Source organism: Rhizobium sp. RCC_161_2, assembly GCF_041355235.1.
Lineage (GTDB): Bacteria > Pseudomonadota > Alphaproteobacteria > Rhizobiales > Rhizobiaceae > Rhizobium.
Window position 1 is genome coordinate 263,749 of sequence record NZ_JBFUPL010000004.1, and the last position, 14,693, is coordinate 278,441.

The following is a 14,693-nucleotide window of genomic DNA, read 5'->3' on the forward strand; positions in this document are numbered from 1 at the left end:
GTGTGTCGCTTTTGATACCGGCGCCATTGCCGCCGTGGTATGAAGCGGGTAGAGAGTGCCTGAATGAAAGTGCGCCGGTGGGGTGCGAACAAGGAATAAGACTGCGTGTCCGAGAAAGCCGAAAAACAGCAGAACGCCCTCTGGGAAAACATCAAGGTTATCGTACAGGCTCTCGTCCTGGCCATGATCATCCGCACGGTGCTATTTCAACCCTTCACCATCCCGTCCGGTTCGATGATGCCGACGCTTCTTGTCGGGGACTATATCTTCGTCAATAAATTCGCCTATGGCTATTCGAAATACTCGTTGCCTTTCTCGCCCGACCTGTTCAGCGGCCGTCTTTTTGGCAGCGAACCGAAGCGTGGCGACGTCGTGGTCTTCCGTTTCCCGCCGAATCCGGATGTCGACTATATCAAGCGCGTCATCGGTCTGCCGGGCGACCGCATTCAGGTGAAGAACGACATTCTTTATATCAACGGTCAGGCCGTTCCGCGCGAGCCGCACGGCACTTTCGCCTCGGATTACAGCCAGGAGCCGGGCGACAGCATTCCGGTCTACAGCGAGCGGCTGGCGGACACCGGCAAGGTCTATGATACGCTGGACCTCTCGCCGACCTCGCGCGGCGACAACACGCAGGAGTATGTCGTTCCGGCCGATCACTACTTCATGATGGGCGATAACCGCGACAATTCCGACGACAGCCGTTTCGACGTCGGTTACGTGCCGGCCGAGAACCTGATTGGCCGCGCCAGCGTCATCTTCTTCTCGCTCGGGCATGACACCTCGTTCCGCGAAATCTGGAAATGGCCGACCAATATGCGTTGGGACCGCCTCTTCAAGGTTGTCGAATGACGAAGACGTCGACGCTCTCGCAGGCGGATCGTCTTACGCTTGAAGCCGCGATAGGCCATGCCTTCGTGGAAAAGGAGCGCCTGGATTGGGCTCTGACACATGCCAGCGCCCGCACGCACAAGGCCGGCAATTACGAGCGGCTGGAATTTCTCGGCGACCGGGTTCTCGGCCTGTGCATCGCCGAGCTCCTGTTCCGTACGTTCGGCGCGGCGACCGAGGGCGAGCTTTCGGTTCGCCTCAACCAGCTCGTCAGCGCCGAGACCTGCGCGGCGGTCGCCGACGAGATGCAACTGCATCTCTTCATTCGCACCGGCGCCGATGTGAAGAAACTGACCGGCAAGCGCATGCTGAACGTGCGCGCCGATGTCGTCGAAAGCCTGATCGCGGCGCTCTATCTCGATGGTGGCCTCGAAGTGGCGCGCAAGTTCATTCTGCGTTATTGGGAAGGGCGTGCTGTTCGGCCCGATGGCGCCCGCCGCGACGCCAAGACGGAATTGCAGGAATGGGCGCATGCGAAATTCGGCGTCACGCCCGTTTATAGGGTTGATGACCGCAGCGGACCGGATCATGATCCCCGCTTCACGGTAACGGTGGAAGTGGCTGGAGCCGCGCCCGAGACCGGTATAGAACGCTCCAAGCGCGCCGCCGAGCAGGTGGCCGCGACGCGGATCCTGGAGCGCGAAGGCATATGGCAGCCGCAGTCGGCTCAGAAATGACGGAAAAAATGACCAATCAGGAAGACACGGCTGCCGGCGAAGGTGCAGCTGAAAATAACGGCCCGACCCATTCGGGTTTCGTGGCCCTTATCGGCCCAACCAATGCCGGCAAGTCGACGCTCGTCAACCGGCTCGTCGGCGCCAAGGTGTCGATCGTCAGCCATAAGGTACAGACGACGCGCGCCATCGTGCGCGGCATCGCTATCCACGACAATGCGCAGATCGTCTTCATGGACACGCCCGGCATCTTCAAGCCGCGCCGCCGTCTCGACCGCGCCATGGTGACCTCAGCCTGGGGCGGCGCCAAGGATGCCGATCTCATCATGCTGCTGATCGACAGCGAACGCGGAATACGCGGCGATGCAGAAGCTATTCTCGAAGGGCTGAAGGAAGTCTTTCAGCCGAAGATCCTTGTTCTCAACAAGATCGACCGCGTTCGCCGCGAAGACCTCTTGGCGCTTGCCGCCGCCGCCAATGAGAAGATCGCCTTCCAGGAGACCTTCATGGTCTCGGCCGAAAACGGCTCCGGCTGCGAAGACGTCATGAACTATCTGGCAAAGACCCTGCCGGAAGGCCCCTGGTATTATCCGGAAGATCAGATCTCCGATTTGCCGATGCGTCAGCTCGCCGCCGAAATCACTCGCGAAAAACTGTTCCTGCGCCTGCATCAGGAGCTTCCCTATTCCTCGCATGTCGAGACGGAAAAGTGGGAAGAGCGCAAGGACGGCTCGGTTCGCATCGAGCAGGTCATCTATGTCGAGCGCGAAAGCCAGAAGAAGATCACCCTCGGCAAATCGGGCGAGGCGATCAAGGCGATCTCCACCGCCTCGCGAAAGGAACTGTCCGCGATCCTGGAGCAGCCGGTCCACCTCTTCCTCTTCGTGAAGGTGCGCGAGAACTGGGGCGACGATCCCGAACGCTTCCGCGAAATGGGGCTCGAGTTTCCGCGCGGATAGAATTGAGTTCCGGCGACTGTCTCACCTCGCGACAATCGCCGGCCAGATGCTGGAGCCGTCAAGGCGATTTTTTGGGGCAGCTTATCCCCTCGCATATCTCTTCGGTTGGATCTTTCGCGGCAGCTTCCTTGAAGAAGGGTGCTCATGGGCGTCGTTCATTTGATCCCGGCGATCTCACCCGTCTCTGCGTCGTTCAGACAAACAAGACATTGAAAAAGCTGCCGAAACGCGGGTTGATCCACTCGCGGCGCGCAGCTGTGACGTGTTGGCGGGCCGACGGGTTCACCACGCTTGCGCGAATCGGGATGGCTCAATCTGGACACGTGAATGCTCGGCAGGCGGGGGCGTTGACACGATCTGGCACATGTCTTTTTAATGGCAGCTGATAGTGTATCAACATAGACTAGTATCACCGTCACTTTTCGACCAGTTTCACCTCTTACTAACCGCAGCGGCAAAAGCGATTGGAGCATGATCACGAGCCCATAGTACCGCGGGGCGAAAAGTGCGAAGCGGGTTAGGGCAAGGTCATGTGACTTGAGACCGAGCCAACACGGATGGGGGAATGCCGTCCATTCAACACGGGCCGATGATTGGCGCCGGAGGGATAGATGTGGAAAGTACTACGGGGCGTGGCGTCGTCAGACGCGTGCATGAAGGGGTGTCGCTGATATGACGGTTCAGCGCGCTCTTATTTTGGAAGATAATCTGATCATTGCCATGGAGGCGGAGGAAATCCTTCGTCTTGTCGGGGTCGCAGAGGTGGAAATCGCCTCGAACCTGGAGCAGGCAGTCAACGCCATCCATACCGATCACTATGACTTTGCGATGCTGGATGTGAACCTGGGGGAGTCGATGAGCTTCGGTTTTGCCCGGTTGCTGGTCGAGCGCGGCATCGCCTTCGGTTTCGTCAGCGGCTATTCCGATACGCTCGATTTCCCGGCGGACCTGCGGCATGTGCCGTTGCTCAACAAGCCCTTCGACGAGGCGGCCATGCGGATATTCGTCGACAAGCTGTCATCGGCAAGCAGATCGTCCGAGATGTGACAGCGCCCGCCGTTTGTCCTAAACTCGAATCAAGACAGTCTACGGGACAAATCGGCCGATGCAGTGGCAGGACCATGCGATCATTCTGGGCGTCAAGCGCCTCGGCGAGACTAGTGTCATCGCCGAGGTGATGACGCGCGATCGCGGCCGGCATATGGGACTGGTGCGCTCCGGCCGGTCGCGCTCCATGCAGCCGGTACTGCAACCAGGCAATCTGGTCGAGGTGACGTGGCGCGCGCGGCTGCACGAACATCTCGGTGAGTTCCGCATGGAGCCGGTGCGGCTGCGGGCGGCGCGGCTGATGGAGACGGCGACCGCGGTCTATGGCGTGCAGGCCATGGGCGCGTTGCTGCGCCTGCTGCCCGAGCGCGATCCGCATCCCTATCTCTACGACGCGCTCGACGTCATCCTCGAAAACATGCAGAACCCGTTGGACGCCGGTGAGCTTTTCGTCCGTTTCGAGTTGGCGGTGCTCAACGAGCTTGGCTATGGCCTGGATCTGGGCGAATGCGCCGCGACCGGCGTGCGCGACGATCTGGCTTTCGTGTCGCCAAAGACTGGACGCGCCGTTTGCCGTGCAGCCGGCGCACCCTGGGCCGACAAGATGCTGGCGCTCCCGCCTTTCCTTGCTGCTGGAGCCGCTGAGGCTGCAGATGGCGAAAGCCTCGCCGCCGCCTTCCGCCTGACCGGCTTCTTCCTGCATCGCCATGTCTATGAGCCGCGCGGCATCGAGATCGCCGCGGCGCGAGACGGTTTCATTCAAGCCGCGCTGAAAGCGGTGAATGCCGTTTCGCTGGATCGGCCGGACAATCAGCCCGTCATCGCCGCCAAACGTTGAGGCTTGTTAAATCGGCGAAGCGATTATCGCCGCTTGAATGCCCAGCCTTCCGGCCGCTCCTCGACCACCGTCACCGTATCGCCAATCTTCACGGTACCTTCGCCGCGCGGGACGACATTCCAGCCGAAGAGCGGGCCTGGAACACGCCGATCGGCGGACATGCGGACGCGGCCCATTGCCGGCATAGGGTTCGGAACGTCGCGCGAGCCCGTCTGCTGATCCTGCGTCGTCATGATGCAGCGGGCGCAGGGCTTGACGAGATCGAGGCGAATGCCACCGATGTCGATCGCCGCCCAGCGGTCCTCCGGCCACTCCTCGTCGCAGTCGATGACGATGTTCGGGCGGAAACGCTCCATGCTGACCGAGCCCTCGCCATGGGCGGCAAGATTGGCATTCAGCGCCTTCAGCGAGCCGGTGGTGGTGATCAGGATCTGGTAGCCGTCGGAAAAGGTGACCGGCGTGTCGTCGCCCGCCCATTCCGGGCTGGCAATGCGCGTGGCGAGCCGGTCGAAGAACACCATCCTGACATCGCGCCCGAGCCAGCCGGACAGCGCCGTGTTCGTCGCGTCGTCGGCGACCGAGGCATTAACGGCCGACTTCCAGACATCGACGTCCATGCGGTTATCCGGATGCGGCGGAGGCACGATGATGTCGGCCTTGCCCTCCATTTTCAGCCGCAAATAAGAGGGAGCCGGCTGGACATCGATGCGGGCAATATCCTGCAACTCGCGCTGGGTGATGAAATGCCCTGAGGGGTCGACCAGCATGGCCCGGCGGTCGCCGGCGAGACCGAAGGCGTCGATGGCGGCGGAGGGAATGGCTATGCCGCGTGCGCTCTTGAGCGGATAGATGAAGAGGTCGCTGACCTGCATGAGTAGTCCTCAGATTTCGTCGATGAACATTGCCAGCACGGTCTTCAGCCGCTCATGCCGGTCGCCGGCGAACCTGCGGCCGGCCTCGGTCTGGAACCCATCCGCCAGTTTGAACAGCTTCGTCTCGAAATGATCGATGGCGAAGCGCTTGTCGTCAAGCGGCCGCTCCGTGGCAAGCGGATCGAACGGGTCATAGAGACCGGAGCCCATGCGCCCGGCGATATAGAAGCAGCGCGCTGCACCCACCATGCCGATCGCATCCAGCCGGTCGGCGTCCTGCAATATTTTCGCCTCCAGCGTTTCCGGCGGCAGATTGGCGGAGAAGCTGTGCGTGGTGATCGCATGCGCGGCGGCGGCGATGTCCTCATCGGTCCATCCAAGCTCTCTGAGGATGCCGGACGCCTTCTCGGCGGCGAGCCTCGATGCCTGGGCGCGATGCGGCGAGTTCTTCTCGACCGAGACGCAATCATGCAGCAGCGTGGCTGCGGCGAGGATGCGGGCATTGCCGCCTTCCTCGGCCTGAATGGCCATGGCGCTCCTGAAGACGCGCAGGATATGGGCGATGTCATGCGAGCCGTCGTCGCCATCGGCTGCATGCGGAATGAGATCCGCGGCCAGCGTTTCGAACGGGGCAAAGGCCCGCGCCATCCTGTTGGTGTCCATCGTCAGCCCCGTGTCGGAATGATCTCTCCTGTTCCTATCGAGCGCGGAGATTCTCTGCAATCACCCCGAGGCCTTCTTGCCCGTCAGAAGCTTCTGATAGAACAGGCCGATGCCGATCAATACCGCGCCGAGGCCGATGAAGGACAGCGCCCGCAGGAAGCCCTCCAGATTTGCCATGTCGATGAGGAAGACCTTGACGACGGCGACGAGGACCAGCGCGGCGGAGGCGATGCGCAGGCTGCGGGCATCAAAGCGTGCCCCGAGCCAGAGAAGGGCGATACCGATCGTCAGCCAGACGACGGAGTAGGAATAGAGTTCCCCTTGAATGAAGCCGTTCCAGAACGGGATATACTCGCCCTGCCAGAAGCGGCGCACCGATAGCGTCGCCCAGGCAAAGGTCATGACGGCGCCGGCGACTGCCAGCATGGTCACATAGGGCAGGGGCCGCCTGTTTCGCGCATAGAGAGCCAATCCGGCATAGGCGAGCGCCGGCAGCAGATAGCCGAGCAGCAGCAAGTTGAAGAAGGGGATCCTGCCCGTGCTCTCGCCGGTGATGAACGGATTGAGCCCGAGCAGATGCAGCGTCAGGATCGAGATGACGGAGAGGACGCCGACTGCCATGCCGCCATAGCGGAAGACGGGGCTCGAAGCGCTGAGATCGAGCGCCATCAGCGTTGCCGAGGCGCCGATCGCCAGCAATGTGTAGATCGATTGTTCGCCAAGCGTCGGAACGCTTGAATTAAGCACGCCGCCATTCATCGCGTGACGCACGAGGATGGCGATGGTCAGCAGCACCAGAAGGCTCGCCAGCGCCTGCAATGCATTGCGAAGCCTGAGGCTTGGCGAGCGCCTGACCTCGAATGCGGACCAGACGGCGAGTGCGGCGGGGATACCGTAGCCGACCAGCAGCATGTTGAAGACCGGCGTCGTGCCGAGTTCACCCGGGTCGACGATCGTCGGTTGCCAGGCGATGCGTCCCATGGTGATGATCAGCGCCGCGACCATCGTCCATGGCAGCACCAGCCACGAGCGGATCCGCCCGACCAGCAGATAGGCAATGCCCAGCATCGGCAGCAGGATCGTCGGCACGGCGTCGTGGGCAAGCGTATGTAGGGCAAAGACCGCAGCGGCAAACGAGCCGGCCGCGAGGATATTCGTAGGCAGCGCCAGGCTGCTCTCGGCGGAGCGGCGATGCTGCCATTCGGCGAGCGCCATCAGGATGACGGCGAGCCCGATGCCATAGAGCCCGTGCAGCCAGTCGCGGGTCCAGTTGCCGAAGGTGATGTAGCTGATGGTGGCGATCGCCAGCGGTGTGGCGGCCATGATGACGCTCCAGAACGCCGCAAAGGGCTTCTCGCTCTCGCCGAACCGTTTGAGGAAGAAGACGCCGATCAGCACGAAGACTGCACCGAGGCCGAGACCTTCATAGACCACGATATCATAGAGCGCTGGCGAAACCTCCGCGATGCCCCAATCCAAGGCATTCATCGGGGACGTCAGAAGCATGGACATGCCAAGACCGGCGGCGACAGCTGACAAGATGGCCGCCCAGGCCGCATGCAAACGGCTGGCTCCGAAGGCCGCGACTGCCGCAACGATCGCCGCGAACAGAAGGGTGGCGTTGGAGAGCGGGTATCCGTTCAACAGGCCGTAGCCCAGCATGGACAGCGCGACTGCGCAGGCGCCGATAGATGCTGTCAGCGTCATGCCGAGTGGCTCGCGGGCGAGAAATAGGACCGGGCGGCTCACGGGCGGCAGGGCCGGCGACTCTTCTGAGTCGGTCAGCCCGGCTGGCACTGAAGGATCTTCGCCAGGCACTGCTGCGATTTCATAACGCCCCGGCCAGATGAAGATCGTACCGGCGATCATCGCCAGCATGGCGAGTGTGACGGGGCTAAGGTCAACGACAGGACTGTTTGTAATGTAGAGTAGTGCCCAAAGGCTGAGGAGCACATTTGCCAAGGCGGGCGCGATCTGCCAGCGGCGCAGCCGCGATGCGGTGGCTGTGGCGAGCCAGGTGAGGACGAGATAGCCGAACAATACCCACGGCTTTGGCGCCGTCGAGGCGATCAGGGCCGGGGTGACCATCGAGGCCAGCAGACCGAGGCCGGCAAGCGCCTGGCCGTGCAACAGCGACAGGCCGAGGGTGGCAAGCGAGATCAGCGCCAGGAGAAAGAAGGCGGTCGCCGGTCCGATGAAGCCGTAAATGCCATGCGCGGCATAGGTCGAGCCGAACAGCGCAACGACACCCGCCGCCGTCAGCACGCCGGGGATCATCGCATTCTGGAAGGCATTGGCAAGAACTGGCGCGGAGCGGCGGCGGATCACTTCGCCGGCGGCAATCAGAACCAGACCGAAGAGCGCGGCGAGTGCCAGCCGCACGCCTGGGCTGAGCAGGCCGCTCTCGATCGAATACTTGACCATGAAGATACCGCCGAATGCCAGCGCGATACCGCCGACCCAGACGGCCCAGCGGGCGCCGATCGTGCTTTCCAGGCTTTCATTTCCGGAGGTATGGGCATCCTGCGCAAAGGCGGGAGTTACGGTCTCATGGATTGGTGCTGTTTCGCCGCCATCGGTCATGGTGGCTGCTTCAACAGCAGGCGCCGCTACCGTCTCTGCCAAGGGCTGCGCAGCAGATTCGGTGTCTGAATCGGCCACATCGATGGTTTCGGCCGCACTAGCTGATTCGCCGCTTCCCATGGCCAGCACCCGGCCGGCGAGTGCATTCTGCAGCTCCTGGACGCGGCTTTCGAGCTTTCCTAGCCGTAGATTGTAGCTCCGCAGTATAAAAATACCGACGACTACGACCGCGATCAGCAGCAAATCCATGATGTCCCCTCCATGGGCTCTTGGCCGCACATTATACGAAATGAACCGGGGAGTAAGGGACGATCAGCCAATTCACTCATGATTCCAGGGGATTACGCGACGAAGATGGCGTGTTCTGGTTTGCCGACGGCTCTAGAATTATTAGGATGTGTTAATTTATAACTTGGAAACTATTGTTAATACTCATTAACAATTTGGCCTTTACCGATGCTGAGAACAGGCCTATCAGCACATGTATAGTTCAACTGAAATGTATTGCGTACAAACGACGTCGCATGAGGCGGCTCCTACCCTAGGAGGTTTGTATGTCCCATGTATCTTCCATATCCAACAGTTCCTATCCTTATCGGGGCACTCTTTCGCGGCTCGACGCGAATGATGATGGTGTCCTGAGCCGTGAGGAGCGTGAAGCCGATGAGCGCCCGGGTATCCTCGAGGACGATTCGAATGCTGAAGGCAGCGATGGAACCAGCAGTGCGCTGAGCAGCCTGATGGCGAAGCTCATGCAAATGCCGATTGCCGGCACGACTGCGACGGGCAAATCGCTGGAGACGAACAGTGCTTTCGACCTCGACCTGCTGACGCCGATGGATGCCTATAACAGCACCTACGGACAGTACGACGTGGACAGTGCAGCGGCCTGATCCGCTTTTGCCGGATAATGATAGCGGTTCGCCGGACAACGGCGGACCGCTTCTTTGTGATTGAAACTATTCATTTTCCTCCTCGCCGGAACACCCGTCCCCGTGATGCGTTGCATTGGTAACGCCAAAAGGGAGGATGTATCCATGAGAACGATCATTATTGCCGCAACGCTGGCGCTGACTGCGGCCTTGCCCGCCTTCGCGCAGGGTAAGCAGACGGCGATTGCGAATTTCATCGGTGCCGACGGCAAGCAGTCGGGACGGGCGGTCCTGACCGAGGCGAAGACGGGCGTGCTGATCGAGCTCGATGTCTCCGGACTGCCGGTCAATCGTTGGGTTGCCTTCCATATCCACGAGAGTGATCGCTGCGACCACACACACGGGTTCGATTCCGCCGGCGGCCATTTCAATCCCACCAAGGCGGAGCATGGTCTGCTTGCCGCCAATGGCCCGCATGCTGGCGACATGCCCAACCAATATGTCGATCAGGACGGCAAGCTGCGGGCACAGGTCTTCAACGGCATGGTATCGCTCGACGGCAAGAACGGTATCCGCGGCCGGACGCTGATGATCCACGCTGACTCCGATGATTACCGCAGCCAGCCCGTCGGCGGTGCCGGCAAGCGGCTGGCCTGCGCGGTGATCCAATAGTTTTGCCGCCTTAGTGATTCGCGGCATTTGCCCCGATTTCTTACCTAGCGCCGGTTGTCCTTCTCATGCGGAGGCCCACCGGCGATATGATTCGATGCCTGTCAATTGGGGTTAATGATCAATTAACACCTATCTTTGACCACCCCTCCAAATCGGCCTATCCCATCAGGCATTTCAACAAGTGTGCTGCGTCCCACCGAAAGCGCCTGGTGGCGTTTACTTCAGGAGATTTGGATGAGTAGTATTTCTTCAGTTGGAAGCAGCATGAGCGCTGCCTCGTACAATCCCCTTGATAAAAACCATGACGGCGTTGTGGACGCCCAGGAGCTGCAGGAAGCAGCGCAATCAGGGCTTCTGTCGGCGAGCGTTCTCGGCGATGAGGACAGCGATGACAGCAGCGCTCAGAGTCCGACGAGCGCGTTCTCCGGCAATCTGGCGTCCATGCTGCTGCAGATGCAGCAGGCGAGCGCCAGCGGCCAGACCGGCACGGACACGTCAAGCGATGACTCGTCCGACCAATCACCGATGGACCAGCTCTTCGCCAGCCTCGATACCAACAAGGATGGCAAGGTTTCCTCCGACGAGTTCGTGGCCGGACGCCCGAAGGACATGAGCGAAAGCGATGCCGCGAACCTGTTCAACAGCCTGGATACCCAAAGCTCGGGTTCGCTGGACAAGGATCAGTTCGCCGAAGGCCTCGATGTCCTAAAGTCGACCGATGCGTCCGCCGCCGATGTCCTGTCGCAGGAGCAGCCCTCCAGTGATAGCACCAGCGACAATGCCGACCAGAACGCGCTGGAAGTTTTCATCAGCGAGCTGCAGGCCTCGATGAACGTCTATCAGAATACCTATGGTCAGTATGATACGGATCAGACGAACAGCGTTGCCGCCTGATCAGTTGCCATGACTTAAACCTGAAATGGACGGAGATTGCGCAAATGCAGTCTCCGTTTTTTATGGGACGTCGATCTCCGCTGGCAGCGGCAGCACGAAGGGCGCATTGCCATCCGCGTCAGCACCCCGGCCGATCGCCTTGACGGCGTCGACCAGCCGTCCCTTGCGGCCAAGCACCTCGTCACCGATCATGATCAATCGCGTGTTCGGCGTCGCATAGCGCGAGGCGGTACGCAGGCGGCGGGCAAGCGTCAAGTCGTCCTCTCCGGGATGAACGGCAAGCGCTGCGATCAGTGCCGCCGCCGGCGAGCGCGAGACGCCCATCCAGCAATGGATCAGCAGTGGCGCGGTGCGATCCCAGCTTCTCGCGAAATCGATGATGTCGCGGACATGCGTCTCCTGCGGTGCGACGAGATCGCCGGTGCCGGCAAAGCTGATATCGTTCATGCCGAGCAACAGATGCCGCTCCGCCTTGATCACGGCCGGCCGATGAAAGCTCTGCTCCTTCGCCATCAGGCTGATCATTTCCGATGCGCCATGGCGGACAGCCATTTCAGCGATGCGCGCCAGCGGCGACACGACGATCGTGGTCATGCCTCGGCTCCCACGGCGGCGCGTTCGGCCTCGATCGCCTCGAAACGTCTTAGGAAAAGCCGCTGGGCTTCGATCGCCGGCATGGGCTGGATCGGCAGCATGTCCTGCGTAATGCCGCGCGGCTGGCCGAAGAACTTTCGCGCTTCCTGCGGTGTAAAGCCGGCCAGCAGCGTTGCCTCGAAATAGGCTGAGACCGTGTCGGCCTTCTTGATCTTTTCCTTCAGGCGCGGGGCGCAGTGTGGCGGCAAGGCGAAGCGCCGGTAGATTGCCGCCTCCAGCCGCTTTTCCACCAGCTTGTACTCGCCGCCGACCACCGATTTGAACGGTGAGATCATATCGCCGATGACGTATTCGGGAGCGTCATGCAGCAGCGCCGCCAGCAGTTCATCCGGTGTCGCCGGGTTGAGCTGGCGGAAGATCGCCTCGACGACGAGGCTGTGCTGCGCCACCGAGAAGGCGTGATCCCCGGAGGTCTGGCCGTTCCAGCGTGCGACGCGGGCGAGTCCATGGGCGATATCGCTGATCTCGACGTCGAGCGGCGAGGGGTCCAGCAGGTCGAGCCTGCGCCCGGACAGCATGCGCTGCCAGGCACGCGGGGTAGTACCCGATGTCATGCCGAAGCCTCGTCGGTATGCGTCGGGAAGGTGAGGCCGGACCAGACGGGCAATGCAACGGAGACCGCGATGCCGGCGGCCAGGATCGGCGTGCCGGCAGCGATGGCTTCGCCGGCGCGGTCGATACGAACAATGGCAAGCCCGCTGGCGCCAGCGATCGAACCCAGCGTGCCGATCGGCTTGCCGCCGGCGGTCAATTCCGTGCCGCTTGCGGGCAGATCGGTGCTTCCGGTGACGATGACGACCCGCCGGCGCGCGGTGCCGCGATGCTGCATGCGCGAAACCACTTCCTGGCCGACATAGCAGCCCTTGCGGAAGCCAAGGCCACCATTGAGGTCCAGCAGCACATCATGCGGAAAAGCGTCCTGCAGGGCGAAATCCGGGCCGGAAACGGCAATGCCATTGGCGATGCGTAGCGCCTCGTAAAGTGTCTCGGCGTCGTCGCCATGATGGCCTGATGTCCGCGTCAATACAATGCCCGCCTTGGCGAAGCGGCTATCCTTGGGGCCTTCGGCTGCATTGTCGCCCCAGGCGACCGTAACGCCGTCGGTCTCCTCTACAGCGAAATCGACCGGCGCGCGCAGCCTATACATGGTGAGCCGCTTCAGCAGCCCATCCCTTTGCGCCGTATCGGTTTCCAGTAGAAAGCCGGGGCCATCCCTGGAGATCATGAAGTCGAACAGGATCTTGCCCTGCGGCGTCAACAGCGCGCCGGGACGCACCTCGTCCGTGCCGAGCGAGGCAAGGTCGGTAGTGATGAGATTGTGCAGGAAAGGCTCCGCCTCGGCGCCGGTGACGCGAAGAAAGGAACGGTCTTTCAGGAATACGGCTGGCATGATGAACCCGCTAATTTCGCCTATCGCCCAGAGGTAGGGCCTCTGCTCGGGAACCGCAAGTTCTGCGGCCGGATCATTCGCCGGAGGTGAAGAATTTCCACTTGCCGTCGGGCGTGATGCCGACGCGATAGAAATTATAGCCGCCGAACTCCAGCATGTCGGAGAAATCGCCGGCGGTGACGATCCGCATCAGGTCGACCTTTTCCGGCGCGGTCAGGGTCTTGATGTCCTTCTCGGCGAAATAGGGCCAGACATACATCTCGTTCGGCGTTCCCTGGCCGACATGGGCGCAGGCACTCGACAGGATATCGAGGAGGATGGAGAGGATCTCGATGCCGTCGGAATCGCCGGAGAGATCATGCAGCGTCTTGATCGGATCTTCGCCCGGATCGTCCGCCGTCACCTGCGTCTGGTTGAGGCCGCCACCGACATTCATCAACGGGCGCAGGCGCTCAAGATCGCCGGAGGCAGCCGCCTCGACGATGGTCTCGCGCAGCTTGCGCACCGGCTCCGGCACCTTGCTGATATCGTAGATGATTTCCGCCGGCTTGCCGTTATTCGGAGCATCGTTGGCGGCGGCGCCGCCGCTGGATTCTCCGGCCTGGCTCTTGACCAGCGGGTCCGGCATGGGAAGAGCTTTGGAGGGGGCTTCCAGCGCCTGCTCGATCGGCTTGTCACTGTTTTGCTGCGTAGGCTTGCTCGCAGCACCCGACTGAGCGGCGGACGGATTTATCAGCGAAAAGGCGAGAGCCGGCAGAGGGGAAGCAAGGCTGCCGAAAAACATAGTCGCGGCGGCGAGCGAGGCAATGGAACGTCGAAACTCATTGCCTGGTACTACATGCATAAGGGATCTCTGGCTGTTATTGCAGGGTGCGGTTCGGAGAGAATTCACCAGCAAGCATGCGTTCCCTAAGCGATTCGAGCAAGGCTTCCGCGCCCTGTTCCCCATGAATGCGAATAGTCTCGCGGATGGCATGGGCAATCGCGGCGTCGGCGATGATCTCCGGCTCAATGCCGTCGGCCATTCCGTCGGCCCAAGCCTCGTTCTGGTATTCCAGCGCTGCCTGCATCTTTTCGTGGACGATCATGTCGTCGATTTCGTTCAGGCTAGCTTCCATCGATTCTTCCTTACGACGTTCATGTCCTTACCGCTTGATTAACGACTTTATCAGCCTTTTCCTAAAACGACACGGCTCGGTACGAAAAGGGGTTAATAAATCGTCAATTTCCAAAGCGAGCGGTTATTTCTGTAGCGAGTGTTGCACCTTCGTTACGGTATCGCTCCTCGGCGACAACGGCCTGCGAGGTGCAATTCGTGTAAACCGACGCAAAAGATCTGTACCCACGGTTGAACGCGGCGGTTAGTCTTTCCTTGCGTTTCGGTTCGTTCTTGGTCTCCGCGTCGAGCAACTGCTGCATGCCCGTCCGCCAGCCGTCTTCCGTGGCGGGGCTGCAGAGGTTGCGCAGATAGTTGACCGAGCCGAGAATTTCGGCGAGCCGCAAAAGTTGGTCGTCATAAGGCGTCGGCTGCTCGGCGTCGCCATTATCGCCGGGCGCCTGCACTTGCGGAGCGGTCGTCGCCGGCTGCGCAAAGGCCGGAAATGCAGCCGCAAGCGCGGCGCAGATCACAAGCGGATGAATGAGGCGACGATGAATCATGTGTTCAATTGATACGGCAAGCATG

The 14,693-nt window shown here is 61.2% G+C and carries 17 protein-coding genes; 8 read left to right on the plus strand and 9 right to left on the minus strand.

Going from position 1 to position 14,693, the window contains the following annotated elements; all coding sequences use genetic code 11:
* The first annotated feature begins 105 nt into the window (after positions 1 to 105).
* From lepB to recO, 5 genes are all read left to right on the plus strand, one after another.
* Positions 106 to 852 (plus strand): signal peptidase I, encoded by a 747-nt coding sequence (lepB, locus tag AB6803_RS13005; RefSeq protein WP_371109280.1) that lies wholly within the window; start codon positions 106 to 108, stop codon positions 850 to 852.
* Positions 849 to 1,568, plus strand: a complete 720-nt coding sequence (gene rnc / locus AB6803_RS13010) for a ribonuclease III (protein WP_371109281.1) — start codon at positions 849 to 851, stop codon at positions 1,566 to 1,568. Before lepB ends, rnc begins: the two co-directional genes overlap by 4 nt.
* A gap of 8 nt (positions 1,569 to 1,576) precedes the next feature.
* Positions 1,577 to 2,524, plus strand: a complete 948-nt coding sequence (era, locus tag AB6803_RS13015; protein WP_371109282.1) for a GTPase Era — start codon at positions 1,577 to 1,579, stop codon at positions 2,522 to 2,524.
* 672 nt (positions 2,525 to 3,196) lie between these two features.
* Complete coding sequence (locus AB6803_RS13020; protein ID WP_371109283.1) at positions 3,197 to 3,571, plus strand: response regulator; 375 nt, start codon at positions 3,197 to 3,199, stop codon at positions 3,569 to 3,571.
* Between the two features lie 58 nt (positions 3,572 to 3,629).
* A complete protein-coding gene (recO, locus tag AB6803_RS13025; protein ID WP_371109284.1) occupies positions 3,630 to 4,409 on the plus strand; it encodes a DNA repair protein RecO in 780 nt (259 codons plus the stop codon).
* 23 nt (positions 4,410 to 4,432) lie between these two features.
* Here the strand turns inward: recO and AB6803_RS13030 are convergent, their stop codons facing one another.
* From AB6803_RS13030 to AB6803_RS13040, 3 genes are read right to left on the minus strand one after another with little or no spacing between them, the layout of a single operon-like run.
* Positions 4,433 to 5,281 carry an MOSC domain-containing protein gene (locus AB6803_RS13030; protein ID WP_371109285.1) on the minus strand — a complete coding sequence of 283 codons (849 nt, stop codon included), beginning with the start codon at positions 5,279 to 5,281 and terminating at the stop codon, positions 4,433 to 4,435.
* A 9-nt stretch (positions 5,282 to 5,290) separates the two neighbouring features.
* Entirely contained in the window at positions 5,291 to 5,944 is a 654-nt protein-coding gene (locus AB6803_RS13035) for an HD domain-containing protein (RefSeq protein ID WP_371109286.1), read from the minus strand.
* A 60-nt stretch (positions 5,945 to 6,004) separates the two neighbouring features.
* Positions 6,005 to 8,776, minus strand: coding sequence for a DUF2339 domain-containing protein (locus tag AB6803_RS13040; protein ID WP_371109287.1), 2,772 nt, complete (start codon positions 8,774 to 8,776; stop codon positions 6,005 to 6,007).
* A 305-nt stretch (positions 8,777 to 9,081) separates the two neighbouring features.
* Between AB6803_RS13040 and AB6803_RS13045 the strand changes: the two genes are divergently transcribed.
* The 3 genes from AB6803_RS13045 (at position 9,082) to AB6803_RS13055 (ending at position 10,965) form a co-directional block, all read left to right on the plus strand.
* Positions 9,082 to 9,420 (plus strand): hypothetical protein, encoded by a 339-nt coding sequence (locus tag AB6803_RS13045; RefSeq protein ID WP_371109288.1) that lies wholly within the window; start codon positions 9,082 to 9,084, stop codon positions 9,418 to 9,420.
* A 144-nt stretch (positions 9,421 to 9,564) separates the two neighbouring features.
* Positions 9,565 to 10,071 (plus strand): superoxide dismutase family protein, encoded by a 507-nt coding sequence (locus AB6803_RS13050; RefSeq protein ID WP_371109289.1) that lies wholly within the window; start codon positions 9,565 to 9,567, stop codon positions 10,069 to 10,071.
* A gap of 264 nt (positions 10,072 to 10,335) precedes the next feature.
* Positions 10,336 to 10,965, plus strand: a complete 630-nt coding sequence (locus AB6803_RS13055) for an EF-hand domain-containing protein (protein WP_371109290.1) — start codon at positions 10,336 to 10,338, stop codon at positions 10,963 to 10,965.
* A 60-nt stretch (positions 10,966 to 11,025) separates the two neighbouring features.
* Here AB6803_RS13055 and AB6803_RS13060 read toward each other — a convergent pair whose 3' ends face one another.
* The 6 genes from AB6803_RS13060 to AB6803_RS13085 form a co-directional block, all read right to left on the minus strand.
* Entirely contained in the window at positions 11,026 to 11,559 is a 534-nt protein-coding gene (locus tag AB6803_RS13060; RefSeq protein WP_371109291.1) for a tyrosine phosphatase family protein, read from the minus strand.
* Positions 11,556 to 12,173, minus strand: a complete 618-nt coding sequence (locus AB6803_RS13065; RefSeq protein ID WP_371109292.1) for a YfbR-like 5'-deoxynucleotidase — start codon at positions 12,171 to 12,173, stop codon at positions 11,556 to 11,558. The genes AB6803_RS13060 and AB6803_RS13065 overlap by 4 nt, the downstream gene beginning before the upstream one ends.
* Positions 12,170 to 13,009: a folate-binding protein YgfZ gene (locus tag AB6803_RS13070; RefSeq protein ID WP_371109293.1), complete on the minus strand. Its 840-nt coding sequence runs from the start codon at positions 13,007 to 13,009 to the stop codon at positions 12,170 to 12,172. Before AB6803_RS13070 ends, AB6803_RS13065 begins: the two co-directional genes overlap by 4 nt.
* 73 nt (positions 13,010 to 13,082) lie before the next feature.
* Positions 13,083 to 13,853 carry a hypothetical protein gene (locus AB6803_RS13075; protein WP_371109294.1) on the minus strand — a complete coding sequence of 257 codons (771 nt, stop codon included), beginning with the start codon at positions 13,851 to 13,853 and terminating at the stop codon, positions 13,083 to 13,085.
* A gap of 16 nt (positions 13,854 to 13,869) precedes the next feature.
* Positions 13,870 to 14,127, minus strand: coding sequence for a hypothetical protein (locus AB6803_RS13080; protein ID WP_034518861.1), 258 nt, complete (start codon positions 14,125 to 14,127; stop codon positions 13,870 to 13,872).
* A gap of 103 nt (positions 14,128 to 14,230) precedes the next feature.
* Positions 14,231 to 14,692, minus strand: a complete 462-nt coding sequence (locus tag AB6803_RS13085; protein ID WP_371109295.1) for a TIGR02301 family protein — start codon at positions 14,690 to 14,692, stop codon at positions 14,231 to 14,233.
* Position 14,693: the final 1 nt, after the last annotated feature.

Bases quoted from the DNA above. Each gene is read 5' to 3' on its own strand.
- AB6803_RS13075 (WP_371109294.1), bottom strand. From the start codon at position 13,853: ATGCATGTAGTACCAGGCAATGAGTTTCGACGTTCCATTGCCTCGCTC.
- AB6803_RS13065 (WP_371109292.1), bottom strand. From the start codon at position 12,173: ATGACATCGGGTACTACCCCGCGTGCCTGGCAGCGCATGCTGTCCGGG.
- AB6803_RS13085 (WP_371109295.1), bottom strand. From the start codon at position 14,692: ATGCTTGCCGTATCAATTGAACACATGATTCATCGTCGCCTCATTCAT.
- recO (WP_371109284.1), top strand. From the start codon at position 3,630: ATGCAGTGGCAGGACCATGCGATCATTCTGGGCGTCAAGCGCCTCGGC.
- AB6803_RS13060 (WP_371109291.1), bottom strand. From the start codon at position 11,559: ATGACCACGATCGTCGTGTCGCCGCTGGCGCGCATCGCTGAAATGGCT.
- AB6803_RS13080 (WP_034518861.1), bottom strand. From the start codon at position 14,127: ATGGAAGCTAGCCTGAACGAAATCGACGACATGATCGTCCACGAAAAG.
- AB6803_RS13020 (WP_371109283.1), top strand. From the start codon at position 3,197: ATGACGGTTCAGCGCGCTCTTATTTTGGAAGATAATCTGATCATTGCC.
- era (WP_371109282.1), top strand. From the start codon at position 1,577: ATGACCAATCAGGAAGACACGGCTGCCGGCGAAGGTGCAGCTGAAAAT.
- AB6803_RS13040 (WP_371109287.1), bottom strand. From the start codon at position 8,776: ATGGATTTGCTGCTGATCGCGGTCGTAGTCGTCGGTATTTTTATACTG.
- AB6803_RS13070 (WP_371109293.1), bottom strand. From the start codon at position 13,009: ATGCCAGCCGTATTCCTGAAAGACCGTTCCTTTCTTCGCGTCACCGGC.
- AB6803_RS13055 (WP_371109290.1), top strand. From the start codon at position 10,336: ATGAGCGCTGCCTCGTACAATCCCCTTGATAAAAACCATGACGGCGTT.
- rnc (WP_371109281.1), top strand. From the start codon at position 849: ATGACGAAGACGTCGACGCTCTCGCAGGCGGATCGTCTTACGCTTGAA.
- AB6803_RS13045 (WP_371109288.1), top strand. From the start codon at position 9,082: ATGTCCCATGTATCTTCCATATCCAACAGTTCCTATCCTTATCGGGGC.
- AB6803_RS13030 (WP_371109285.1), bottom strand. From the start codon at position 5,281: ATGCAGGTCAGCGACCTCTTCATCTATCCGCTCAAGAGCGCACGCGGC.
- AB6803_RS13050 (WP_371109289.1), top strand. From the start codon at position 9,565: ATGAGAACGATCATTATTGCCGCAACGCTGGCGCTGACTGCGGCCTTG.
- AB6803_RS13035 (WP_371109286.1), bottom strand. From the start codon at position 5,944: ATGGACACCAACAGGATGGCGCGGGCCTTTGCCCCGTTCGAAACGCTG.